The organism is Pseudoxanthomonas sp. PXM02, from assembly GCF_014851805.1.
In the GTDB taxonomy this organism is placed as follows: Bacteria; Pseudomonadota; Gammaproteobacteria; order Xanthomonadales; family Xanthomonadaceae; genus Pseudoxanthomonas_A.
Map to the genome: position 1 here is coordinate 122,209 of NZ_JACVAK010000004.1, position 24,781 is coordinate 146,989.

Sequence of the window (24,781 nt, forward strand, 5' to 3'; positions counted from 1 at the left end):
AGCCAACAGGCTCCCGTTTTTCCTTGCGGTGATGCGACATCCGGTCGGGCGCTCAGACCCACCGACTCGCCTGCATCGTCATGCCGCGCATCGCGGATGACGACGCTGTCCCTCTCAGCCGCTTCGCAGCCAGCGCGCCGCATCCAGTGCGAAGTAAGTCAGCACGCCATCGGCACCGGCGCGCTTGAAGGCGGTCAGTGCTTCGAGTGCGCAAGCCTTCTCGTCCAGCCAGCCGTTCGCAGACGCGGCCTTGATCATGGCGTACTCGCCACTGACCTGGTACGCGAACGTCGGCACGCCGAACTCGTCCTTCACCCGGCGGATCACGTCCAGGTAGGGCAGGCCGGGCTTGACCATCACCATGTCGGCGCCTTCCTCCAGGTCCAGCGCGATCTCGTGCAGTGCTTCGTTCGAGTTCGCCGGGTCCATCTGGTAGGTGAACTTGTTGCCCTTGCCGAGGTTTCCGGCGCTGCCCACTGCGCTGCGGAACGGGCCATAGAAAGCGCTGGCGTACTTGGCGGCGTACGACATGATGCGGGTGTTGATGTAGCCCGCGTTCTCCAGTGCCGCACGGATCGCGCCGATGCGGCCATCCATCATGTCGCTGGGCGACAGGATGTCGACGCCTGCGGCCGCGTGCGCCAGCGACTGCTTCACCAGCGCGTCGATCGTCTCGTCGTTGAGGATGTAGCCGGTGTCGTCGATCAGGCCGTCCTGGCCATGCGTGGTGTACGGGTCCAGCGCCTGGTCGCTCATCACGCCCAGTTCGGGGAAACGCGCCTTCAGCGCGCGGATCGCGCGCGGAATGATGCCGTCCTCGTCCCAGGCGATGCGGCCGTCGGCGGTCTTCGCTGAAGGATCGGGCACGCCGAACAGGTCCAGCACCGGCACGCCGAGTTCCAGCGCTTCCTCGCCCACGCGCAGCAGCTCATCGATCGACAGTCGCTCGACGCCGGGCATCGACGCCACGGGCGCGCGGCCCTTCTCCTCGTGCACGAACACGGGGTAGATCAGATCGTTGGTGCTCAGCACGTGCTCGCGCATCAGGCGACGGGAGAACTCGTCGCGGCGCATGCGGCGGGGGCGGATGTGGGGGTAGGCCATCACGGGCTCCTGGCAGAGCGGCGAATGATACGCCGGTGCCCGTGGAAGCGGCCTGCGACAGGCGGTCGCAGCGCGGAACGCTGCGTCCGCCCCGGGATCAGATGACGCCGCCGCCCAGCGACAGGCGGATGATGCCCACCACGATGACGATGCCGTTGAGCACCAGTCCGGCCTTGGCGCGGCCGCGGTTCTCGGTGCGGGTGAACAGGATGCCGACGGCGGCGATGATCGCGCCCACGGCGGCGAAGGGGATCAGGAACCAGTTGCCCCATCCGAGCAACGGAATGAGGGCCAATACCATCCACAGCATCGCCACGATGCCCCACAGCAGGCTGATCAGTCCCATCGAACGTGCTCCGCGATACGGCGCGCGACGTGGCGCCTCATGGACCCACTATGCGGACGCGCGACCGTGGCTTCAAGCCACGACGCCGTGCATGCCCTCGATCTCGACCAGCAGTTCGCGCCGGCAGACGTCGGCGTGCAGCATCAGCCACGGTACGCGCGTGCCGAGCCGGGCTTCGAGCTGCGCGGCGACGGCATCGGCATCGTCGGCATCGCTCACGTAGACCTTCAGGCGCGAGCTCGTGTCCATGTGCGGCGGCAGCGAGGGGGCGTGCGTGCGCGCCGCGCCGAGCAGGCTGTCGAGGTTGGTCAGTGTTTCGTCGAGCTGCGCACGCAGCGAGTCGGCGTGCTGCGAGGCGTGGCCGACGATGCTGGCCGTGCCCGACAGCAGCAGCGGCACGCGCGGCGAGGGCGGCAGCAGGGCGCGCGCGAAGCTGGGCGATTGCGGACCGTACTCGCGTGGGTAACGGTAGGCGCTGACCTGGCGCGGATTTTCCAGTGGCAAACCGGGCTCGCGCGCGGCCAGCCAGTACACCTGCAAGATGCGGCGTCCGTCGCGGCTGCCGATCGCGGTGGCCGCCGGCAGCACGCGGGTGTCGACTTCACCCAGGCCCTGCACGCGGCCAACGCAGAATTGCCGGTAGCGCTCGGCATCACCGTCGCCATCGGTGATCGCGTCGAAATAGTTCCATATCCGCAGCAGGTGCGGATATCCGCTGTCGCGCCAGAACGCGGCCATCGCCGCGTAGGCATGCGCACTGGCGTGCAGGATGCCGCCTTCGGGCTCTTCCCACTCCACCACGCCGAACATCAGCGTGCCGTCGTGGCTGTAGCGCACCGCGCCGTCGCGGCCGGTCACCACCGGTCCGGTCGCGCGCCAGACTTCATAGGGCGCCGCCGCTTCGCGCAGCGGCGACAGCGGCACGCGCAGATAGCGCGGATCGTCGATGGCGCTGGTCGCGGGGGCCAGTGCGCCGAAGCCGAACACGGCCAGGGTTTCCGGCAGGCCCAGCAACGCCTGCGGCGTCGGGGCGTGGATGTAGTCGACGGCCAGCCGCTGCGGTGCGGGTGGATGGTCGGGGGCGGAGCTCATCGTGCAGGAAACGGGGACATGGTCTGGGCGAAATGATAACCCGCCCACCCCGTCACGCCCGGCGTTGCCGGGCTGTGCCAACATTCAGGCCCTGCGGCGGAAGATCGCCTTGACCCGAAGGGAGAAGCCCCATGACGCTCCGCATCGCACCCGTGTTGTTCGCCGCCCTGCTGGTGGCCGGTTGTGCCAGCAGCTCCAAGGTCATGCTCGGTCAGGCACGTCCCGCCGTCGATCCCGCCCAGGTGCAGGTCTACCGCACCGCGCCCGCGGGATCGCAGGAAATCGCGCAGCTGGAATCCAAGAGCGCCGTCGGCTTCGGCACCCAGGGCCAGACCGATGCCGCCGTGGCCCGCCTCAAGCGCGAAGCCGCCGCCCTCGGCGCGAACGGCATTGTGCTGCTGGGCGTCGGCTCCAGCGGTTCGCCGGTCGGCATGTCGGTGGGTGCCGGCAGCTACGGTCGCCATTCCGGTGGTGGCCTGAGCATGGGCATCCCGACCACGCAGAAGCAGGCCGCGGGCGTGGCGATCTACGTGCCGCCCGGCACGCCGGTCGATCCGACCCTCGTAGTGCCCGACGCACCGCCGAAGAATCCCTGATCCGCCGCGCCGGCCCCGTCGGGCCGGGTGGCGTTTGCGCCTGATCGCAGGCAGCATCGGGTCCGGAACGGACACCGATGGGGGACGGCATGCGACGTCAGCGCATTGCGGCATGGGGTTGGCTGTTGGGGATGGCGGGATGGGCCTTCGCGGTGCACGCGGCGGATCCGCCGGTCGAAGCCGACTTCTCCTATGGCGGGTTGCAACTGGAATTCGCAGAGCCCATGCGGGTCTGGGACAACCAGGTCCACCGCGATGTCGTGCGTACAACGCCTGCGCTGCCGCTGGCGTGCCACTGGGACGATGACGTCCTGCTGCTGTGCGCGATCGAGCGTCCCGCCGAACCGCGCCTCGCGACCCGCTATCGCATCGACCTCGCCCCGGGCCTGCTGACCCAGCAGGGCAAGGCCATCCCGGCGCAGGTGCTGCACGCCGAAACCGAGCGTCCGGCACTGAACGCCTACGTGGAAGCGTGGGGCGACGACGGCACGCCGCGTTTCAGCGTCGTCGGCAACATGGCGATGACGGCTGCCGACGTACAGGCCGTGCTGCGCGTGCGGATCGGCGAGCGTGACGTGCCCTATGCGATCGAACGCCGGCAGCGGTACCGCTACGAGGGAGGCGGGCATCGCTTCGAAGTGCGGCTTTCCGGCGACGTCGGCAGCGACACGCGTGTCCAACTGCACGTGCTGCCCGGGCTGCGGAGCGAGGCGGGCGAACTGAGGGGAACGCAGGACGCGACGTTGCTGTCCGCACATGCGAACGAATCCTTCCGCGTGCGCCAAATCTCGTGCCGGCAGCGCGACGAGGTGCGCACGCTCGACGGACCGGTCACGCGCGCGACGCTGGCGTGCCTGCCGGGCGAACCGATCCAGGTGGTGTTGTCGCGGATGCCCGATGCCGCGTCGCGCGAGCGGTTCGCTGCGCGTCTGCCGGCCGGTGTGGTCGTGGCCGGTTGGCATGCGGGCAGTCCCTATTACGGCGGAGGGCGTGCCGCGTACGACGTGCTGGCACCGGGCGCGGTCGTGCAGCTGACCGTGGCGGCGGCCAAGACGCAGCTGTCGCTGGCGTGGGATGACATGGTCACGGCGACCGGCGCGTCGCTGGTTCCGCTGACGCTCGACGTGACCACGACCGATGCGCAACCGAGTCTGAAGGCGCCCGGTGAACGTGTGCTGCTCGATGGCCGTGCGTTGCCCGCGTCGCGGCTGGAGGGCATCAACGCGACCGGTGCGCCGTTGCGTGTCACCGCGCTGGGCAACGCCATGCAGGCGGGCGAGGCACGCGTGCCGGCCGCGCCATCCAACAGCCGTGTGGCGGTGACATCGCCGGTCGATGATCGCGCGCTGCGCGAGGGAGGATGGACGCGCTGGGAGGTCCAGTCCGCCGCCGCCGGTCGTTCGCGCTACACGCGCCAGTCCGCTGGCGTGGAGTTCGCCGCACCGGCCTTCGACTTGACCGCGTGGACCGGCGAGCGCGAAGTGATCGTCTGGGCGCAGGCCTGGGCGGAGGACGACGCGGTCGCCGGTGCGCGCGTCGAACTCATGCTGCAGGCGTCCGCCGACGCGGTGGCCAGCACGCTGTCGGAAGCCCGCACGGATGGGGATGGCGTCGCCCGGCTGTCCCTGCCGGCAGGTTATGTCCTGCCGGACGCGCTGGAGGGGGAGTATCCGCGGTGGTGGCTGCGCGCCACGCGCGGCAGCGGTGCCCGGGCCGAGCGCGCGGTGTTGCCGCTGGGCGCAAGCCAGCGCTACGGCATGAGGCTGGGTGCGTCGGCGCGCCGTCATCTGTGGGGCGTCAGCGACCGGCCGCTGTACATCGCCGGCGCCAAGGTCCAGTACCAGTTGTGGCAACGCGAACGCGTCGGGGGTCGACTGCAGCACATCGCGCGACCGGAGCCGCTCGAGTTGGCCCTGGTCGCCACGGAAGAAGCCAAGACCATCCTGCGATGGCAGGCGACGCCGGATGCGCAAGGCGTCATCCATGCCGAACTGGCGTTGCCCGTGCACCTGACCGACGGCACCTACTGCATCGGGCTGCCCGATACCGACGAAGAGAGCGGCGCCTGCTTCTTCGTCGGCACGTATCGCGCGCAGGATCTGTGGGCGCGCGCCGACACTCAAGACCGCGTGCTGCGCGAGGGCGACACGTTCGTGTTCGACGTCGAAGCCGGGTACTACTCCGGCGGCCCGGCGGCCGACATGCCGCTCGAGCGCATCAGCACCCTGTTGACCGGCCTGCCGTTGGGCGAGGCCTATCCGCGATATGCGGACTACACCTTCGTTGATGTCCTCTCGGGCGCGGGGCGCGGCGGCATCGCGCTGGCACCGCCGGCCACGCGTGTGCGCACCGATGCCGATGGCAAGGCGCGCATCGCGCTGCCGGTGGCCTTCCCGGAAGGAAAGGAGCCGTATTTGCAGCCGCCCGCATTTGGCACCCTGCAGGCGGTGGTGGAGGCCAAGCCCGACGAGCGCGAAGGCACGGTCAGCAACGCCGCGAAGAGCCGCTACGCCCGCCATGCACGCTACGTCGGCCTGCGCACCGACCCGCGCTGGTGGGATGCACGCTCGCCGCTGCAACTGCAGACAGTCGTCATCGATGCCAACGGCAACGAGGTCGATGCCGCGCCCGTCGAGGTGCAGGTGGATTACCTGGGGCAGGACTGGCAGGTACGCGAGGACGTGGTCGGCAAGCGGGTGGCGATCTGCACACTCGTTGCAGGGCAACGCGCCGCCTGCGACGTGCCGCGCACACGCAGCGGCCGCTACCGCCTGGTGGCCCGCAGCGGCGACGCCGCGCCCGCGACGATGGTGCAGTACGTCTGGGCTGGCGATTCCGTCGCCGCCGCGTCGCGCGAGATCAGCCTGGCACCGGGTCGCAGCGAGGCGCTCCCGGGCGAGCCGATCAGCGTGGTGCTGACGCAGCCGCAAGCGCGGGCCACCGCACTGTTCGTGTTCCGCCAGCACGGGGCGCTGGTCGGCTATCAGGTGGCCGAGGTGCAGGCCGGTACGCAGGACGTCGCGTTGCGTCTGCCGCCGGGCACCCAAGGACGCCTGACCATCGGCGTGCATATCCGTGACCGCGGTGAGGTCGCCGAAGCCGCCCCCGGGTACCGCGCACCGCTGCCGCTGCGCAGCGCCAGCATCGACATCACCGCTCCCCGTCCGAAGGCCGCGCCGGCGGTGACGGTGTCGCTGCGGGCAGACGAGGCACGTCCCGGACAACCGGCGCGACTGGTGCTGACCAACACCAGCGACCGTCCGCGGCAGGTCGCGGTCGCCGTCACCGACGACGCCCTGCGTGCGATGGCCGGGCAATGGCTGGCGTACGCCGATCCGCTGGGCACCCACTGGCTGGGACGCGAGCAGGAATACGGTTTCGCGTGGCCGATCGGTTTCCACCAGTGGCGCAGCAACGGCTGGACCTGGGCGTTGCCATGGCCGCGCGCGGTGGAGGGCGACCGCGAAGCGCCTGCGCAGGGCAGGGCACTGTCTCCGCCCCGCACCTCATCGCTGCCGCCACCGCCCCAGGCGCCGTTGATGGAGATCGCCGAACCGCGGCCGACGGACATCCTCTCTGCACCTTCGCCACCCGCGCCGCCACCCCCGCCTCCGCCGGCCGCCTCGCTGGCATTTGACGCAACCGGCGGTGCCGCGCTCGACAAGGTGGAAGTCACCGGCTCCCGCATCGAGCCGTCCGACGTCTTCCAGGCCGGCGAGCGCCCGCCGACCGACCTGCGGCCGCGCGAGCAGGGCAGCACGCAGTCGCCGCTGGCGCGCGTCCGCACGCACTTCGCCGATACCGCGTTCTGGCAGGCCGGTATCGTGCTGGCGCCGGGAGAGTCGCGCAGCTTCGATGTCGCGCTGCCCGACAACCTGACCCGGTGGCGCGCGGTGGCCTGGAGTGGCGACGTGGACGACGGCTTCGAGCAGGCCGATGCGGCGCTGGAAGTCGGCCTGCCGGTGGAAGCGCGGCTGCAGGTGCCGGTGCGCCTGTATCCGGGCGACCGCGCACGGCTGGCCGCGCACCTGCGGCAGGCGGGTGACAGCGCACTCCCGGTGCAGGCGCGCATCGCGATCCAGGGCGAAGGCGTCACCCAGACCGAAGCCGGCGAACACGCGTTGACGCTGGCCGCACGCGGCCAGGCCGGTATCGCCACCACCATCGAACCCACCCAGGTGGGGTCGGTACAGGTCGTGGCGTCGGTGGAGGCCGCGACGGGCCGCGACGCCATTGCCGCCCCGATCGACGTGGCGTCGCCGCTGGTTGCCGCACGTCGCGTGCAGGCGGGATGGCTGGACGATGCGCCGGTCGCGCTCGATGTGCCGGCCCTGCCTGCGGACGCCCGTGATCCCCGTCTGGTGGTGGAGGTCAGTCGTGGCGGCACGGGCCTGGTCGAGCGCTGGACGCGCGACCTGCATGCCTATCCGCACCGCTGTTGGGAACAGATCCTCAGCCGCGCGGTGGGCGCGGCGCTGGCCGTCGAACGCGGCGATAACGCTACCTGGCCGGACGCAGCCGCGGCGGTAAAGGAGGCGCTGGACAACGCGGCCGTCTTCCAGGGCGAAGAAGGCGGCATGCGCTACTTCGCGGAAGAGGCAGCCATGGACGACGGCGGCTTCGGCACGCGCGGCCAGGTCGCGCTGACCGCCTACACGCTGCAGGCCTTCGCCTGGCTGCGCCAGCGAGGGTACGCCGTACCCGGGCAGGTGGAGGAGGATGCGCGCGACTTCCTCCGCGACCAGCCGCTGCCTTCGCCGGAGGACGCGACACCGCGTCGGTTGGTCGCACCGCCGGCCGACGCCGATGCAGAAACGCAGGCCAGATTCGCAGCGGCCGCCGCGGCTGACGCGGCGGCTGATGCCGCCGATGCTGCTGCAAGGGCCGGCGATGAGGCCGCGGCGCGCGCGCAGGGCATCGAGCCCGGTGACCGCAACGACGCCGCCCTCGCGGCGGCGGCCGTGCGCTCGGATCGTGCGAGCCTGGACAACCTGTGGGTGTCGTGGGATTCGCTGGCGCTGCCTGCACGGATCAGCGGTCTGCGCGCGCTGGCGGACGCCCGGCACACGGCGGCGCCCGACGCGCTGGCGTCGGTGCTGGCGCGGTTCCCCGCGCGCGGCCTGGCCCGGCGACTCGATCGCGATGACGGCTGGGCCCGCTGGATGGGCTCGCGGATGCGCGAACAGTGCGCGCTGATCGGCGTGTTGAACGACCATCCCGCGCTCGCGGATGCGCAGGTGCGCGACGCGTTGTTGAAGGGCCTGGTGGATCTGTACGCCGGTGGGACGGCCAGCGTCGACACGCAGACAGGCGCGTACTGCCTGGTGGCGATGCAGGGCGCGACGGCGACAGGTCCGGCGCAGCCGGCGACGGTGCAGGCGTCGCTGGGGACGCAGCAGTCCACGCTGTCGTTGCCGGCGGGCGAGAACCGCGCGCGCTGGTCGGTTCCGCAGGCGCCCGCGCCGGGCGAAACACTCGCCCTGGCCCAGGCGCCCGGCCAACGCGCATGGCTGGGATACGTGGCCGACGTCGGCTACCACGAGGACGCCACGCGTGCGCGTGCCTCGGCCGTCGGCCTGTCGCTTGCGCGCCGTTACGAGGTGCTGCGCGGCGGGCAGTGGCAGGTGCCAGGCGCGCAGCCTGTGCAGGAAGGGGACTGGATCCGCGTCACGCTGGTCGTACAGACGGCCTCGCCACGCCACTTCGTCGCGCTGACCGACGACGTGCCCGGTGGCCTGCGGCCGACCGATCTCGCGCTGTCCGCGGTGGCGGGGCTCGACCTCCAGCAGGTGTCGTCGACCGGCGGTGGGGCGTTCCGCACGCGCAAGCTGGATCCGCGTGCGCCCAAGTTCTACGCCGACTACCTGCCGGCGGGGCGGCACGAAGTGCACTACTTCGCGCGGGTGGGGAACGCGGGCGACTACCTGGCCGCGCCGGCCACGGCGGAGTTGATGTACGGCAATGCCAGCCATGCGCGCACGGCGGCGGATCGCCTCCGGATCTTGCCTTCGACTTCACCCTGAGTCCGCACACACGGTGGTCTTCGGGCCACCGTGTGGTCTTGCGGAGGAATCAGCGGTCTGGCGTGGGCGACGCGTCGTCCTCCAGCACGATGCGTTCGCCGCCGTCGACATTCACGGCCAGCGTTTCGTAGCGCCATTCGCCGGCGCGCTTTTCCGCAACGACATACAGCGTGCCGTCGGCGCGTGCGCCGTCCAGCGGAATCGCCAGGTCGGCCTTGCCACTCGCGCCGTCAACGCTGATGTTGCCCTGGACGAACCAGCCGGTCGCAATCGGTTCGCCCAATGCGGCGATCACGGCAGGGTCGGCTTGCGCCCTTGCCACTGCGTGCTGGTAGGGGCCGGCGGACTTGATGGCGCCGAAGATGAGCGCCAGGAAGCCGATGACGCAGGCGGCGAACAAGGCAAGCAGCAGCGCGACCAGCACGGGAACGCACCACTTCCAGTTGCGCTGCCACCAGCCGGGTGCTGCAGGGACGTGCGTCGACATCGCGGGGCTCCTGGGTTGGATCAGGGTTTCAGGCAGCGGGCGAAGAAGTCCTCGGTCAGCCGGTAGCGGTGCAGCAGGTCGCTGCCACGCAGGCCGTGCTTGGCGCCCGGGTAGGTCATCAGCTCGAACGGGGTACCGCGCTTCTGCAGGTCACTCATCAGCTTGGTCGAGTTGGTGAACAGCACGTTGTCGTCGGCCATGCCGTGGATCAGCAGCAGCTTCGAGCGCAGGCCGTCCAGGTGGGTGAACACGCTGGCCTCGCGGTAGCCGGCCTCGTTCGCCTTCGGCAGGTCCATGTAGCGCTCGGTGTAGTGGGTGTCGTACAGCGCCCAGTCGGTGACCGGCGCCCCCGACACACCGCAGGCATAGGCCTCGCTGTGCTTGGCCAGCAGCATCAGCGTCATGTAGCCGCCATTGGACCAGCCGTGCACGCCGATGCGCGCCGGATCGACGAACGACTGCGACTTCAGCCATTCCACGCCGCGCAGCTGGTCGTCCACTTCCACCGTACCCTGCTTGCCATAGAGCGCGCCGCCGAACGCTGCCCCACGACGCGGCGTGCCGCGGTTGTCCAGCGAGAACACCACGTAGCCCTGCTGGGCCAGGTACTGGTTGAAGAAGGCGTCGCTGCGGCCGGGCCAGGCGCGGGTAACGGTCTGCGCGGCGGGGCCGCCGTAGACGAACACGACGACCGGATACTTCTTCTTCGGATCGAAGCCGGCCGGCTTGATCAGACTGTAGTGCAGTGGCGTGGTGCCATCGGCCGCTGTCAGCGTGCCGAACGTGGTCGGCTGGTGTGCGGCGCGATACTGGGCATACGGATGCCCGGCGTCGGCGGCATCGTTCTCCAGCAGCGTCGCGAGCTTCGTGCCATCGGCCTTGAACAGTTCGATCTGCGGCAGCACGGTGTCGCTGGACCAGCTGTCGACGAAAACGCTGGCATTGCGCGCGAAGCTGGCGGCGTGCACGCCAGCCGCCTGCGTCAGGCGGCGCGGTTCGCCGCCCGACAGCGGCACGGCATAGACGTGGCCTTCGATGGCACCCTCATGCGTCCCGCTGACGTAGGCCAGGCCGCGTCCCTCATCCACGGCGAGCAGGCTGTCCACTACCCAGTCGCCATGGGTCAGCTGCGACAGCGCCGCACCGTCCTCCGACGCCAGGTAAAGATGCTCGAATCCGTGACGCTCCGACGACCACAGGAAACGCCCGTCCTTCAGGAAGCGCAGGTCGTTGTGCAACGGCACCCAGGTCTTCGATGTTTCTTCCACCAGCGTGCGCTGCTTGCCGCTGGCCAGCGTGGTCTCAATCAGTTCGAGCTTCTTCTGGTCGCGCGACTGGCGCTGGAAGGTCAGGCGCTGCGGATCGCGCCAGTCCACGCACGCGAGATAGATGTCCTTCTCGGCGCCAAGGTCGATCCATGTCGGCTTCGCGGCCGCCTTCGGCGCGATCACGCCCAGCTGCACCAGTACGTTGTGATCGCCGGCTGCCGGGTAGCGCTGCTCGATCACTTCCGTGCGGTCGGGATAGACCTCGTAGCGCTTCTGGATCGGCACCGGTGTTTCGTCGATGCGGGCGAAGGCAATGGCCGAATCGTCCGGCGCCCACCAGTAGCCGGTGTGGCGGTCCATTTCCTCGTCAGCGACGAACTCGGCCACGCCGTTGCCGATCGTGTCGCTGCCGTCGCGGGTCAGTTGCACTTCCCTGTCATCAGCGAGGGCGATGACCCACAGGTTGCGGTTGCGGATGAAGCTGACGAAGCCGCCCTTCGGCGAGATCTTCGGATCGGTGGCGAAGCCGCCGCCATTCGTCAACTTGCGAACAGCGTCCTTGCCGGACCTGGTGAGGTCGTAGAAATACAGCTCGCCACCGAGCGGGAACAGCAGCGCCTTGCCGTCCGGCGACCACTGGTAGTCGACGATGCCCGACAGCGCGGCGATGCGCTGGCGCTCGCGGCGCGCCTTTTCTTCGTCGCTGAGCACTTCATCGCCTGGCAGCACCACCGACGAATCCACCAGCAGGCGCGTCTGCCTGCTGGTGATGTCGTATTCCCACAGGTCCAGCCGGTTGCGGTCGCTGTCCTTGCCGCGCAGGAAGGTCACGCGGGACCCATCCGGCGCGACCTGCGGCTTGATCAGCGTGGGGCCCGACAGCGGCGCGCTGCCGGTGATGGCTTCCAGCGTGAGCTTCTCGGCGTGGGCGGGCAGGGTAGTGGCGAGGGTCATCAGGGCGAACAGGGCAAGGCGCATCGGATTTCTCGGGCGGCGGGGCCGGTCAGCCCCGGATTATGCCGCGAACGCCCGCGCGGGTTCCTCAGGCCTTCGTCGCGCCCTGGCCGAACAGGAGCTTGCGTTCCTCGTCGGTCAGCGGCTTGCCGGCATCCGGATTCACCTGCGTCTTCAGCGCGTACGCGCGCTGCACGGCAGGACGCGCCGCGATGGCGGCCTGCCAGCGCTGCAGGTGCGGATACGGCGACAAGTCCAGCGGTGCCTTGTCATAGGCGTTGACCCACGGATGGATCGCCATGTCGGCGATGCTGTAATCGTCGCCGGCGACGAAGGCATGCTTCGCCAGCTGCGTGTCCAGCACGCCGAGCAGGCGTTGTACTTCGCGCGTATAGCGATCGATGGCGTACGGGATCTTCTCCGGCGCGTACACGGTGAAGTGGCCGTACTGCCCGCTCATCGGGCCCAGGCCGCCCATCTGCCACATCAGCCACTGGTTCACCGCCACCTTCTGTCGCGTGTCGGTGCCGAAGAAGCGGCCGGCCTTGTTGGCCAAGTACAGCAGGATCGCGCCGGATTCGAACACGCTGATCGGCTCGCCGCCGTCGGCGGGCGCATGGTCGATGATCGCCGGCATCTTGTTGTTGGGCGAGAACGCCAGGTACTCCGGTTTGAACTGGTCGCCCTTGCCGATGTTCACCGGCACGATGCGGTAATCGAGCTTCGCACCGGCTTCGGCCAGCTCTTCCAGCAGCAGGGTGATCTTGTGGCCGTTGGGCGTGGGCCAGTAATAGAGGTCGATCATGGCGGAGTCCACAGCAGGGGGAGGCCTCCGAGTCTAGCGGTCCGCGCAGACTTGGCAGCGTCAAATCCGGCCGGTACCCTGCGCCATCCTTGGAAATGACTGTTCCCCCATGTCCCCCTCGCCGAACGCCCGTCCCGCCTTCCTGCCCGGCCTGATCTTCGCATCGCGCTGGCTGCAGCTGCCGTTGTACCTGGGCCTGATCGTGGCGCAGTGCGTCTATGTGTTCCTGTTCGGCAAGGAGCTGTGGCATCTGATCCATCGCGCGCCTGGACTTGGCGAGCAGGAGATCATGCTGATCGTGCTGGGCCTGATCGACGTGGTGATGATCTCCAACCTGTTGGTCATGGTGATCGTCGGCGGTTACGAGACCTTCGTGTCGCGCCTGCGCCTGGAAGGCCATCCCGACCAGCCGGAGTGGCTGAGCCACGTCAATGCATCGGTGCTGAAGGTGAAGCTGGCGATGGCGATCATCGGCATCTCCTCGATCCACCTGCTGAAGACCTTCATCGCGGCCGGCGCCCTAAACGGCCTGCCGTTCTGCACGCCCGCGCAACTGGCGCAGATGAAGGCCGAAATGGCGATCACCAGCACGCAATGCACCCAGCTGACGCCGGATGGCGTGCTGTGGCAGACGATCATCCACTGCGTCTTCATCCTGTCGGCGATCGGCATCGCGTGGACGGACAAGCTGATGAATGGCGGAGTTCCTGCCAAGCACGCCGCGCACTGATCCCGTGACGGCCGAACCGCTGATCCGGGATGCGAACGAGGGCGATATCGCCGCCATTGTCGCGCTGAACGAATCAGAGGTCCGTCATACCAGTCCGATGGATGCGGACAGGGTCCGCGAGCTTGCGTCCCTGTCGGCCTACCACCGCGTAGCCGCGCTGGACGGCCGCGTCGTCGCCTTCCTGTTGGCGATGCGTGCCGGCGCCGCCTACCGCAACGACAACTTCGGCTGGTTCGCCGCGCGCCATGCGGACTTCCTCTATGTCGACCGCATCGTCGTCGATGCGTCGGTGCAGGGACACAGGCTGGGGTCGCGCCTGTATGCCGACCTGTTCGCCTTCGCCCGCGAGCGCGGCATCCCACGCATCACCTGCGAGTTCAACGTGGTGCCGCCCAATGAGCCGTCGCGCCTGTTCCATGCGCGCCACGGCTTCGTCGAAACCGGCCGGCAGTGGCTGGACGAAGGCCGCAAGCAGGTGTCCATGCAGGTCGCCGAACTGGCCTGAACGGCCCGCGTCTCAGGGTGTGGGCTGCTACAGGCCGTAAAATGGGCGGATGGATGTTTCCCACCTGCTCGACGACCTGAATCCCGCCCAGCGCGACGCCGTTTCCGCCGAACCCGGACATTACCTGGTGCTGGCCGGTGCCGGTTCCGGCAAGACCCGCGTACTGACCCACCGCATCGCTTGGCTCAACGAAGTCCATGGCGTGCCCACCCACGGCATCCTGGCGGTGACGTTCACCAACAAGGCCGCCGGCGAAATGCGCGCGCGTGCCGACCTGCAGCTGCGCACCGGCAGTCGCGGCATGTGGATCGGCACCTTCCATGGCCTGGCACACCGCCTGCTGCGGCTGCACTGGCAGGAAGCGAAGCTGCCCGAGACCTTCCAGGTGCTCGACAGCGATGACCAGCAGCGACTGGTCAAGCGCGTGGTGCAGGCGATGGAGCTGGACGAGGGCAAGTACCCGCCCAAGCAGCTCACCTGGTGGATCAACGAACAGAAGGACGAAGGCCGCCGGCCCGAGCACATCCAGCCGGCGCCGAACGACGACTGGCTGGACGTACGCCGGCAGGTCTATGCCGGTTACCAGGAGCGCTGCGATCGCGCCGGGCTGGTCGATTTCGCCGAACTGCTGCTGCGTGCACACGAGCTGCTGCGCGACACGCCGGCGTTGCTGGCCCACTACCGCACGCGCTTCCGGCAGATCCTGGTGGACGAGTTCCAGGACACCAATGCCATCCAGTACGCCTTCGTGCGCGTGCTCGCGGGTGACACCGGGCACGTCTTCGTGGTCGGCGACGACGACCAGAGCATCTACGGCTGGCGCGGTGCGAAGGTCGAGAACATGCAGCAGTTCCTGCGCGACTATCCGTCCGCGCGGACCATCCGGCTGGAGCAGAACTACCGCTCCAGTGCCAACATCCTGGGCGCAGCCAATGCGGTGATCGCACACAACCCGGGACGCATCGGCAAGCAGCTGTGGACCGACACCGGTGACGGCGAGCCGATCGATCTCTACGCGGCCTACAACGAGATGGACGAAGCGCGCTTCGTCGTCGAGCGCATCCGCCAGTGGGTGCGCGACGGCGGGAGTCTGGGTGACGCCGCCATCCTTTACCGCAGCAACGCGCAGTCGCGCGCCTTCGAAGAGGCGCTGCTGTCCGAGCAGGTGCCGTATCGCGTCTATGGCGGCATGCGCTTCTTCGAGCGTGCCGAAATCAAGGATGCGCTGGCCTACCTGCGCCTCATGGCCAACCGTGCCGACGATGCCGCCTTCGAGCGCGTGGTCAACACGCCCACGCGCGGCATCGGCGAACGCACGCTGGATGAAGTGCGCCGGCTCGCGCGTGGTGCGCGCGTGTCGCTATGGGGGGCCGCCTCGCTGGCAGCACAGGGCAGCGAGCTTGCGGGTCGCGCACGCAACGCCCTGGCGGCCTTCGCCGCGCTGGTGGACCAGCTGGCGGAGGAGACCGCCGAGATGACGCTGGCCGAACGCGTCGACCATGTCCTCGCGCGGTCCGGCCTGCGCGAGCACTGGGCGCGCGAAAGCCGGGGCGGACTGGATTCCGAATCCCGCACCGAGAACCTCGACGAACTGGTGTCGGTGGCCTCGCGCTTCGTGCGTCGCGAGGACATCGCCGCGGAAGAAGATGGTCAGGAAGGCATGAGCGAGCTGGTGGCGTTCCTGTCCTACGCGGCGCTGGAGGCCGGTGAGGGGCAGGTCGAGGCGGGCGAGGACGGCGTGCAACTGATGACCCTGCATTCGGCGAAGGGCCTGGAGTTCCCGCTGGTGTTCCTCGCAGGCCTCGAAGAAGGCCTGTTCCCCAGCAACCGCTCGCTGGACGAGAGCGGACGGCTGGAAGAAGAGCGTCGGCTCGCCTACGTGGGCATCACGCGCGCACGCCAGAAGCTGGTGCTGAGCTATGCCGAAGCGCGCCGCCTGCATGGCCAGGACATGTATGGCATCCCGTCGCGCTTCCTGCGCGAGATTCCGGCGAGCCTGATCAACGAGGTGCGGCCGCGTGTGCAGGTCAGTCGGCCGGCATCGGGTTTCGCGACCCGCGCCACACCGGGCCACGCGAGCCTGGAAACGCCGGGGCTCAAGCTGGGCCAGACCGTCACGCATGCGAAGTTCGGCCATGGCGTAGTGACCGATTACGAGGGCAGCGGCGCGCATGCGCGTGTCCAGGTCAACTTCGACAGTGAAGGCAGCAAGTGGCTGGTGCTGGCCTACGCGAACCTTCAGGCGGTGTAACCGTCGCGATTGATCCAGATCACGGCGCCCTACACCGGCCGCGCGTGTAATGGCCGCATCCCATCACCATGAGGTGCGGCATGTACCGGCATATCCTGATCGCGACCGACGGTTCGGAGCGGGCCGCCAAGGGTGTGGAGCATGGCTTCGCGCTGGCCCGGCAACTGCAGGCCAAGGCAACGGTGCTGACGGTCAGTGAGCCGATCAACACCGGCTTCGACGATGCGCTGGGCTGGAGCGCGGTGGCGACCTCGCTGCCGGATTTCCAGAACGCCCGCGACGAGGCCGCCCGCAAGGTGCTGGATGCCGTCACCGGACAGGCGCAACAGGCGGGCGTCACGCCGCAACTGCTGCACGTGGCCGACCGCTATGCGGCGGAAGCGATCGTGGACACGGCCGAACGCGAAGCTTGCGATCTGATCGTCATGGCCTCGCATGGCCGGCGCGCGCTGGGTCGCCTGCTATTGGGCAGCCAGACCAGCGAAGTGCTCGCCCGCTGTGGTGTGCCGGTGCTGGTGATCCGCTGAGCGCGGATTGTCACCAGCCGTAGAGCTTCCAGTACACCGGCGAGACGTCGCTGTTGTCCTTGCTCTTGTCCAGGCGGCCGTCGCCATCGGAGTCGTACAGGTAATAGGGCGCGCCGCGCGAGGGCGTGACCTTGACCATGCGCAGGTTGCCGGACACACGGTACTCCTCGATGGTGTCGCCGTTCTTCTCCGTGCGCACGGCCACCTGGGCGTTGGCGAGATCCACATCGGCGGGGTTGCTGCCGGTCGAGGCGCAGCCCGCCATCGCCAACAGGCAGGACAACGGCAGGGCAAGGGTCGTCATGCGGTTCATGCGGGCGTCCGATCGGGGGAGTGTTGGCCCGATTATGCGCCCATTGCGGCACCACGCACGTGACGCCGTGCGCAGGGGCGGGGCGTAGAATGTCCGCATGAAACGACTCGTACTGATCGACGGCTACAACTACCTCTACCGCGCCTATCACGCCATCAAGGCACAGGGTCGCGAACTGACCGCCCCGGACGGATTTCCCACCGGTGCGCTGTTCGGTGTGGTGAACATGCTGCGCGCGTACCTCAAGGAACGGCCGGACTATGTCGCGTTCGTGGTCGATGCGCCGGGCAAGACGTTCCGGGACGAGCTCTATCCGGAATACAAGGCCCAGCGCCCGCCGATGCCGGACGACCTGCGCATGCAGATCGAGCCCTTGCTGGAGATCGTCACCGCACTCGGGTTTCCGATTCTTCGGGTGCCGGGTGTCGAGGCCGATGACGTCATCGGAACGCTCGCGCTGCAGGGTGCAGCGCAGGGTATCGAGGTAATCGTCTCCTCCGGCGACAAGGACATGGCACAGCTCGTGCGGCCACACGTGGCGCTGGTCAACACCATGACGGGTAGCCGGTTGGACTCGGACGAGGCGGTGATCGAGAAGTTCGGCGTGCGCGCCGACCAGATCATCGATTACCTGGCGCTGATGGGTGACACCGTGGACAACATTCCCGGTGTGCCCAAGTGCGGACCCAAGACGGCCGCCAAGTGGCTGGCGGAGTTCGACACCCTCGATGGCGTGATCGCCAACGCAGATAAGATCGGCGGCAAGATCGGCGAAAGCCTGCGCGATGCGTTGGATCGCCTGCCGCTGAATCGCGAGCTGACGACCATCAAGACGGACGTGGCGCTGGAGCAGACGGTCTCCGATCTGCAGCTTCGCGAGCGCCATGTCGAGCAGCTGCGCGAACTGTACGCGCGCTATGGTTTCAAGCAGGCGCTGAAGGAGCTTGAAGGCGGCGCGATCGACGCAGCGTCGGTGGCCGAGAAGGAGCCTGGCCGCGCGCGCGGCACGGGACGCGTCTCTGCATCCACCTCCGATGATGCGCCCGTCGATCCCGCGTTGGGCGTGGCGGGCGAGTACGCGGCGGTAACGGAGCCCGCGCAGCTCGATGCGCTGGTGGCACGCCTGCAGAAAGCGGATGAGTTCGCCTTCGACACCGAGACCGACAGCCTTGATCCGATGCAGGCCAATCTGGTCGGCCTGAGCTTCGCGACCGATACAGGCAAGGCCGTGTACGTGCCGGTGGGGCACGACTATCCCGGCGCGCCGCCGCAGCTCGATCGCGACGCCGTACTTGCGGCGCTCACGCCTGTGCTGGCGGATCCCGGCAAGCGCAAGCTGGGCCAGCACGGCAAATACGACCTGCACGTACTGCGCCGGCACGGTGTGGAGGTACAGGGGTATGCGGATGACACGATGCTGGAGAGCTTCGTGCTGAATGCCGGCAGCAACCGCCACGATATGGACAGCCTGGCCAAGCGCTTCCTCGGCTACGACACCGTCAAGTACGAAGAGGTGGCGGGCAAGGGCGCCAAGCAGATCCCGTTCTCGCAGGTGGCCGTCGATGACGCCACTCGCTACGCCGCCGAAGATGCCGACATCACGCTGAGGCTTCACCGCGTGATCGCACCGAAGCTGGCGTCCGAGCCGGGGCTCGAAAGCGTCTACCGCGACATCGAGATGCCGCTGGTTCCTGTGCTGGCGCGCATCGAAGCCAATGGCGTGATGATCGATGGCGACGAACTGCGTCGCCAGAGCGCCGACCTGTCCAAGCGCATGCTGGCCGCGCAGCAGAAGGCCACCGAGCTGGCTGGCCGCACGTTCAATCTCGACTCGCCGAAGCAGCTGCAGGCGCTCTTGTTCGACGAGCTGAAGTTGCCGGTGCTGGTGAAGACGCCGACCGGCCAGCCCAGCACCAATGAGGAAGCGCTCGAAGCCATCGCGGACCAGCACGAGCTGCCACGCGTGATTCTCGAGTATCGCGGCCTCGCCAAGTTGCGCAGCACTTATACCGACAAACTGCCGGAAATGGTCAATCCTGATACCGGCCGTGTGCACACCAGTTACCACCAGGCGGGCGCCGCGACAGGGCGGCTGTCATCGACCGATCCCAACCTGCAGAACATCCCGATCCGCACCGACGATGGCCGCCGCATCCGCAAGGCCTTCGTCGCGCCGCCCGGCCGCAAGCTGGTCGCCTGCGACTACTCGCAGATCGAGCTTCGGATCATGGCGCACCTGTCGCAGGATCCTGGTCTCGTGCGCGCGTTCGAGTCGGGCGCGGACATCCACAAGGCGACGGCCGCGGAAGTGTTCGGCCGGAAGCTGGAAGACGTCACCGGCAACGAACGCCGTGCCGCGAAGGCGATCAACTTCGGCCTGATGTACGGCATGAGCGCCTTCGGCCTGGCGCGCCAGCTGGGCATCGCGCGCGGCGAGGCGCAGGATTACATCGCGCTGTATTTCAGCCGGTATCCGGGCGTGCGCGACTACATGGAGCGCACCCGCCAGCAGGCGCGCGAGCTGGGCTACGTCGAAACCGTATTCGGCCGCCGCCTGTACCTGGAATACATCAACAAGGGCACCCAGGGGCAGCGTGCCGGTGCCGAGCGCGCGGCGATCAATGCGCCCATGCAGGGGACGGCGGCGGACATCATCAAGCGCGCGATGATCGGGGTGGATGCATGGCTGGCCGGACATCGCGAGCAGGCCCTGATGATCCTGCAGGTACACGATGAACTGGTCTTCGAGGCCGAAGCCGAATTCGTGCCGACTTTGCTGAAAGAGGCGTCAGCCCGGATGGCGGCAGCGGCGCAACTGAGCGTCCCGCTGGTGGTCGATAGCGGGGTCGGCGATAACTGGGAAGAGGCCCATTAGACGGGGCTGAAAACGGTTTCCCTTCCGGAACATGGACTTGCGCAAGCTTCAGGAAAATCCCGTCAGGTATATTTGTATACCGATGAGTTCAATAAAATGAATTCCTCCTGAATCTTACGGTTTTTTAACCGGAATCTTCACGAACCATCCATGTGCGGAGTGGTCATATAGCCCGTGACAGATGCAACGTCTGTCACTGATCTCTCCCATCCCCTGGAGCGATCTCCCCCGGAGCGACGACCCCTCCCCAGGTCCCGCTCCCCTGGCCCCGCCGATCTCCCCCTGGTCTGCGGGGCTTTTTATTGCCCATCGTTTGCCCAGCCCCGCGTGCGCTACCGTGCGCTCAGTCCCTGAGCCAGCGGGTGAGGCATGAGCACGACGTTCGACGACATGTTCCATCTCGCCATGCCTTGGTGGGCCTTCGTGCTGCGGGCCTGCGTGGTCTATTTCCTCCTGCTGGCGATGATCCGCATGACCGGCAAGCGCACGATGGGCCAGTTCACGCCCTTCGACATGCTGCTGGTCGTGCTGCTCGGCAATGCGGTGCAGAACGCGTTGCTCGGCCAGGACACCTCGGTGGGCGGCGGGCTGCTGCTTGCGGCCACGCTGATCGCATTGAACTGGATCGTGGGCCTGGCATCGGCACGTTCGCCTAAGGTGGAGCGCTGGGTGGAAGGCGTGCCCGTGCTGTTGGCCCGCGACGGGCAGGTCTATCGCGATGTGCTGCGAAGAGAGCTGATCAGCCACGAAGACTTCGAGAAGGCGATGCGCGATGCCGGTTGCCTGGACATCGCCGATGTCCGCTTGGCCGTCCTGGAAAACAATGGCCACATCACGGTGGTGCCGCGACAGCAGGAAATCCCTGGCGTGGGAGCGACGTAAGTCGCGACGGAGCATCGGGATCACGATCGCGACTTACGTCGCTCCTACCAGAGCGTAGTTCAGGCCAGCTCGCTCAGCCAGTCGCGGGGACGCAGATAGTCCGCCAGTCGCTGCTCGTCGCTGCCGTCTTCCGGCGCGAAGCCGTACTCCCAACGTACCAGCGGGGGCAGGCTCATCAGGATGGACTCGGCGCGCCCGCCACTCTGCAGGCCGAACAGCGTGCCGCGGTCGTAGACCAGGTTGAACTCGACATAGCGTCCACGGCGATAGAGCTGGAACTGCCGCTCGCGTTCGCCATAGTCCGCATCCTTGCGGCGCGCGACGATTGGCAGATAAGCGTCGAGAAATCCATCGCCCACGGCACGCAGGTAGGCGAAGTCCTTGTCGAAGTCCTCGCTCAGGTCGTCGAAGAACAGTCCGCCGACGCCGCGCGTCTCGTTGCGATGCTTGAGGAAGAAATACTCGTCGCACCAGCGCTTGTGCGCGTCGTAGCGCGCTTGGCCGCCAAACGGCTCGCACAGGTCGCGTGCGGTGCGGTGCCAGTGCCGGACATCGTCATCGACCGGATAGAACGGCGTCAGGTCGAAGCCGCCGCCGAACCACCATGCCACCGTCTCGCCATCGCGCTCGGCACGGAAGTGGCGCACGTTGGCGTGCGTGGTCGGCAGGTAGGGATTACGCGGGTGGAAAACCAGCGACACACCGACCGCGCGCCATGATGCGCCCGCGAGTTCCGGACGATGCGCCGATGCGGAGGGCGGCAGCCGGTCGCCCGACACGTCCGAAAAGCCGATGCCGGCCTGTTCGAACACCGCACCGTCTCGCAGGATCCGCGTGCGACCACCACCGCGAATCGGTGACGTATCGCCCGGCGGTCGCGACCATGCATCCTCGCGGAAGCGGGCGCTGCCATCGGCAGCTTCGATGGCAGCGCAGATGCGGTCCTGCAGATCGGTCAGATAGTCGCGGACGGGCGTGATGTCGTTCATGCGGCGCATTCTAACGGGGCGATCCAAGCATCCCGAATTCCGCCCGCACGCCTGGCCGGCAGAGCTGCCAGACCACCAGTGCGTGCAGCACTGCGAACACGAGCGCGCTTACCCACAGCGTGGCCAGCGTCAGCAGGCGCAGCGCCACCAGTTCCGCCTGCATCTGTTCGAGTCCCGGCTGGCGGGGCAGCGCCTGTATCCAGGCGAACGTGCCGTCGATGGCCGCGATTCCGACGAAGTTGAGGGCCGCGCCGACGACCATGAAGAGCACGAAGCCCCACCATCCCCACGCCCGGCGGCGCAGCAGGCCCACCGATACGGCGAGGAACGCGGCGCACACGGCGAGGAAGACGACGGCGATCGTGGTCAGGTGCGTCAGCACCCACAGCACGGGTCCAGGCACCGACTGGGTTGCCAGAAAGCCGAGCACGGCATCGCTGTCCACCTGGCCCAGCAGGATCAGGGCCGCGATGACCTGCACCGCGGCGTAAAGCGTGGCGAAGATGCCGATGGCGATCGACACCTTCGCCGTGACGGTGACGAAAGCCGAACCGGTGGTGCTGGCCGGAGCGGGCGCCATCGGTTACTTCAGGTTCTGCTCGAACAGCTTGAGCACGCGCTTGTACTCGTCCAGCCAGGAATCCGAGCGCGTGAAGCCGTGGCGCTCCAGCGGATAAGCCGCCAGTTCCCAGTTGTCCTTGCGCAGTTCGATCAGCTTCTGCGTCAGCACCACCGAATCCTTGAAGAACACGTTGTCGTCGATCATGCCGTGCGCAATCAACAAGTGGTCCTGCAGGCCGGCGGCGTACTCGATCGGCGACGAAGCGCGGTACGCCTCGGGATCCAATTCCGGCGTGTTGAGGATGTTGCTGGTGTACTCGTGGTTGTACTGCGTCCAGTCCACCACCGGCCGCAGCGCGGCGCCGGCCTTGAACTTGCCGGGTTCGCGGAACAGCGCCATGAAGGTCATGAAGCCACCGTAGCTGCCGCCGTAGATGCCGGCGCGGTCGCGGTCGCCCTGTTTCTGTTCGACCAGCCAGTCCAGACCGTCCAGATAGTCCTCGAGTTCCGGGTGGCCCATGTTGCGGTAGATCGCCGTGCGCCAGTCGCGGCCGTAGCCTTCGCTGGCGCGGTAATCCAGGTCGAGCACGATGTAGCCGCGCTCCACCAGCAGGTGGTGGAACATCTGCTCGCGGAAGTAGTTGGGATAGCGCGCGCTGACGTTCTGCAGGTAGCCCGCGCCGTGCACGAACATCACGATGGGATAGCGCTTGCCCGGTTCCATCGTCTTCGGGCCGTAGTACTTGCCCCACACCACGCCTGCGCCGTGCTTGGACGGTACCTGGACGTACTGGGGTTCGATCCACTCGCGGGCCTTGAAGGCGGCGGTGCGGGTGTCGGTCAACGCCTTCGCGTCACCGCCCTCGATACCCACGACCGACAGTTGCGCCGGCGTGTAGCTGCGCGAGTGGCGGACCAGCAGCTGGCGTCCGTCCGGAGACGTGCTGAAGCTTTCCACGCCATCCAGCGCAGTGACTTCGCGCAGCTGGTTGCTGGCCAGATCGAGCTTGCAGACTTCGTAGTCGCCCGGCCACGCGCGGTTGCAGAGGAACAGGAAGCCGTTGCCATCCGGAGCGATCTCGGGTTCGGAGACTTCCCACTTGCCTGAGGTGCGCGCGCGGAACTTTTCGGCGCCGGTCGCGGTGTAGAGATGCGAGTAGCCGGACTCTTCCGACAGTAGCCACAGCGTGCGGTTGTCGGGCAGCCAGCCGAACTGGTTGAAGCCCCAGTTCACCCATGCCGTATCGGTCAGTCGGTGGCGGGGCTGCAGCTTCGCGTCCGCCAGATCGACCGTCGCAATCCAGCGGTCCTTGTTGTCCACCGCATGGATCTGCACGGCGACCTGCGTGCCGTCGTTCGTCCAGGCGATGCCGCCGTCGCCGTCGTTCTCCACGCGCACGTCGCGATTGCCCTTCAACGGATCCTTGTTGGCCGCCTTGCGCAGCGCGGCCAGCGGGTCCTTGTCGATGCCGGGCAGCGGATCGAAGGCGAGCGGCTTCACGCTGCCGGCGGCCAGGTCCACCCGCCACAGTGCGTGCGGCAGCGGCGCGTTGCGACCCACGCGCGTGCGCACGTCCTGGAACTCCTCGTAACCGGACTCGGTGATGTACTTGGGCATCTTGCCGCCCTGTCCCGCATCGGCGCCCTTCTTGCGCGTCACCACCAGCAGCCAGCGGCCATTCGGCGACAGCGAGCTGGATTCGATCTCGACCTCGTTGCCGAGGTAGATCGGTGCGGGTGCACGGGTGGGATCGGCCTTGCGCCAGGTCTCGGCCTGCTTCATGGCGGCTTCGCGCTGGGCGCGGTCTTCGGCGAGTGTGCGGATGGTGCGCAGCTGCTGTTCGCGCAGGGCGTCGGCCTTGGGCGGTGCGAGCGGATCGCGTTCGGTCTTGAGTTCGGCGACCGTCGACGTGCCGTTGCCTGCGGTCCAGCGATACCAGGTGGCACCCGCGCGCCAGATGACGGCGCCGTCCTGGGCGAAGCGTGCCTGCTGTTCCGCCTCGTTGGTGCGGGTGACCTGGGTCAGTGCGCCGCTGCGCAGGTCGCGTACGAACAGGTCGCCGTTGCGCGACAGCAGCATCCGCTGGCGACCGGTGTCGTAGACCGGATTCGCGGCGTCCAGCGTCGCGCGCCGGTCGTCGCCGACGCGCTGCGCGGCGCTGCCGTCCAGGCTCTGTTCGAAGGTATCGCGCACGAGGCTGCTGTCGCGCTTGAGATCGTACTGCACCTGCCGGCCGTCCCAGGCCCACCAGGCGCGCTCCACCGGCGGACCGATCCAGTCCGGCTCGGCCATGGCCTGTTCGATCGTCAGCGGCGCGGAGGTCTGGGCCATCGCCGACGGGGCGAGGGCGAGCGGCAGCAGCAAGGCGAGCAGGGCGGGGCGCATCGGGCATCCGTTAGTGCGAAGTGAAGAGGCCAAGAGTACCAGTCCCGCCACGCGGCTCCGGCCGCCGATGGTCATGCTTCGGCGTGA

The 24,781-nt window shown here is 68.0% G+C and carries 18 protein-coding genes; 8 read left to right on the top strand and 10 right to left on the bottom strand.

All coding sequences use genetic code 11. The features are described from left to right. Nucleotides 1-114: 114 nt before the first annotated feature. The 3 genes from hemB to IB225_RS17675 form a co-directional block, all read right to left on the bottom strand. Entirely contained in the window at nt 115-1,104 is a 990-nt protein-coding gene (hemB, locus tag IB225_RS17665; RefSeq protein ID WP_192313285.1) for a porphobilinogen synthase, read from the bottom strand. 97 nt (nt 1,105-1,201) lie between these two features. Then, complete coding sequence (locus IB225_RS17670) at nt 1,202-1,450, bottom strand: hypothetical protein (RefSeq protein WP_192313288.1); 249 nt, start codon at nt 1,448-1,450, stop codon at nt 1,202-1,204. 72 nt (nt 1,451-1,522) lie between these two features. Further along, nucleotides 1,523-2,542 carry a pteridine-dependent deoxygenase gene (locus IB225_RS17675; RefSeq protein WP_192313290.1) on the bottom strand — a complete coding sequence of 340 codons (1,020 nt, stop codon included), beginning with the start codon at nt 2,540-2,542 and terminating at the stop codon, nt 1,523-1,525. A gap of 131 nt (nt 2,543-2,673) precedes the next feature. On the opposite strand from IB225_RS17675, the gene IB225_RS17680 reads away from it, so the two are divergent. Both IB225_RS17680 and IB225_RS17685 read left to right on the top strand, forming a co-directional pair. Next, entirely contained in the window at nt 2,674-3,138 is a 465-nt protein-coding gene (locus IB225_RS17680; RefSeq protein WP_192313293.1) for a hypothetical protein, read from the top strand. 89 nt (nt 3,139-3,227) lie between these two features. Further along, nucleotides 3,228-9,161: an alpha-2-macroglobulin family protein gene (locus IB225_RS17685; RefSeq protein ID WP_192313296.1), complete on the top strand. Its 5,934-nt coding sequence runs from the start codon at nt 3,228-3,230 to the stop codon at nt 9,159-9,161. Nucleotides 9,162-9,210: 49 nt separating this feature from the next. On the opposite strand, the gene IB225_RS17690 is transcribed toward IB225_RS17685, so the two are convergent. The 3 genes from IB225_RS17690 to IB225_RS17700 all read right to left on the bottom strand — a co-directional run bounded on the left by IB225_RS17690 (nt 9,211) and on the right by IB225_RS17700 (nt 12,675). After that, nucleotides 9,211-9,648 carry a cytochrome c oxidase assembly factor Coa1 family protein gene (locus IB225_RS17690; RefSeq protein WP_192313298.1) on the bottom strand — a complete coding sequence of 146 codons (438 nt, stop codon included), beginning with the start codon at nt 9,646-9,648 and terminating at the stop codon, nt 9,211-9,213. Nucleotides 9,649-9,668: 20 nt separating this feature from the next. Next, complete coding sequence (locus IB225_RS17695) at nt 9,669-11,894, bottom strand: S9 family peptidase (protein ID WP_192313301.1); 2,226 nt, start codon at nt 11,892-11,894, stop codon at nt 9,669-9,671. Nucleotides 11,895-11,958: 64 nt separating this feature from the next. Beyond that, nucleotides 11,959-12,675: a glutathione binding-like protein gene (locus tag IB225_RS17700; RefSeq protein ID WP_192313304.1), complete on the bottom strand. Its 717-nt coding sequence runs from the start codon at nt 12,673-12,675 to the stop codon at nt 11,959-11,961. Nucleotides 12,676-12,784: 109 nt separating this feature from the next. Here IB225_RS17700 and IB225_RS17705 point away from each other — a divergent pair, with 109 nt between their 5' ends. The 4 genes from IB225_RS17705 to IB225_RS17720 all read left to right on the top strand — a co-directional run bounded on the left by IB225_RS17705 (nt 12,785) and on the right by IB225_RS17720 (nt 16,688). Beyond that, a complete protein-coding gene (locus tag IB225_RS17705) occupies nt 12,785-13,405 on the top strand; it encodes a TIGR00645 family protein (RefSeq protein WP_192313307.1) in 621 nt (206 codons plus the stop codon). Between the two features lie 4 nt (nt 13,406-13,409). Beyond that, nucleotides 13,410-13,910 carry a GNAT family N-acetyltransferase gene (locus IB225_RS17710; protein ID WP_345776644.1) on the top strand — a complete coding sequence of 167 codons (501 nt, stop codon included), beginning with the start codon at nt 13,410-13,412 and terminating at the stop codon, nt 13,908-13,910. A 49-nt stretch (nt 13,911-13,959) separates the two neighbouring features. Beyond that, a complete protein-coding gene (gene uvrD / locus IB225_RS17715; protein WP_192313313.1) occupies nt 13,960-16,161 on the top strand; it encodes a DNA helicase II in 2,202 nt (733 codons plus the stop codon). Between the two features lie 80 nt (nt 16,162-16,241). Continuing rightward, entirely contained in the window at nt 16,242-16,688 is a 447-nt protein-coding gene (locus IB225_RS17720; RefSeq protein ID WP_192313316.1) for a universal stress protein, read from the top strand. 10 nt (nt 16,689-16,698) lie between these two features. On the opposite strand, the gene IB225_RS17725 is transcribed toward IB225_RS17720, so the two are convergent. Next, nucleotides 16,699-16,992: a DUF2782 domain-containing protein gene (locus IB225_RS17725; RefSeq protein ID WP_192313319.1), complete on the bottom strand. Its 294-nt coding sequence runs from the start codon at nt 16,990-16,992 to the stop codon at nt 16,699-16,701. A 106-nt stretch (nt 16,993-17,098) separates the two neighbouring features. Here IB225_RS17725 and polA point away from each other — a divergent pair, with 106 nt between their 5' ends. Together polA and IB225_RS17735 are read left to right on the top strand one after the other, a co-directional pair. Next, the gene (gene polA / locus IB225_RS17730; RefSeq protein ID WP_192313323.1) at nt 17,099-19,876 is read left to right on the top strand and encodes a DNA polymerase I; all 2,778 of its coding nucleotides are present in this window, start codon (nt 17,099-17,101) and stop codon (nt 19,874-19,876) included. Nucleotides 19,877-20,245: 369 nt separating this feature from the next. After that, nucleotides 20,246-20,758 (top strand): YetF domain-containing protein, encoded by a 513-nt coding sequence (locus IB225_RS17735; RefSeq protein WP_192313326.1) that lies wholly within the window; start codon nt 20,246-20,248, stop codon nt 20,756-20,758. A 59-nt stretch (nt 20,759-20,817) separates the two neighbouring features. Here the strand turns inward: IB225_RS17735 and hemF are convergent, their stop codons facing one another. From hemF to IB225_RS17750, 3 genes are read right to left on the bottom strand one after another with little or no spacing between them, the layout of a single operon-like run. After that, a complete protein-coding gene (gene hemF / locus IB225_RS17740; RefSeq protein WP_192313329.1) occupies nt 20,818-21,747 on the bottom strand; it encodes an oxygen-dependent coproporphyrinogen oxidase in 930 nt (309 codons plus the stop codon). Between the two features lie 10 nt (nt 21,748-21,757). Beyond that, on the bottom strand, nt 21,758-22,327 hold the full coding sequence (locus tag IB225_RS17745) for a hypothetical protein (RefSeq protein ID WP_192313332.1): 570 nt from the start codon (nt 22,325-22,327) through the stop codon (nt 21,758-21,760). Between the two features lie 3 nt (nt 22,328-22,330). Continuing rightward, the gene (locus tag IB225_RS17750) at nt 22,331-24,694 is read right to left on the bottom strand and encodes a S9 family peptidase (RefSeq protein ID WP_192313346.1); all 2,364 of its coding nucleotides are present in this window, start codon (nt 24,692-24,694) and stop codon (nt 22,331-22,333) included. Between the last annotated feature and the right edge of the window lie 87 nt (nt 24,695-24,781).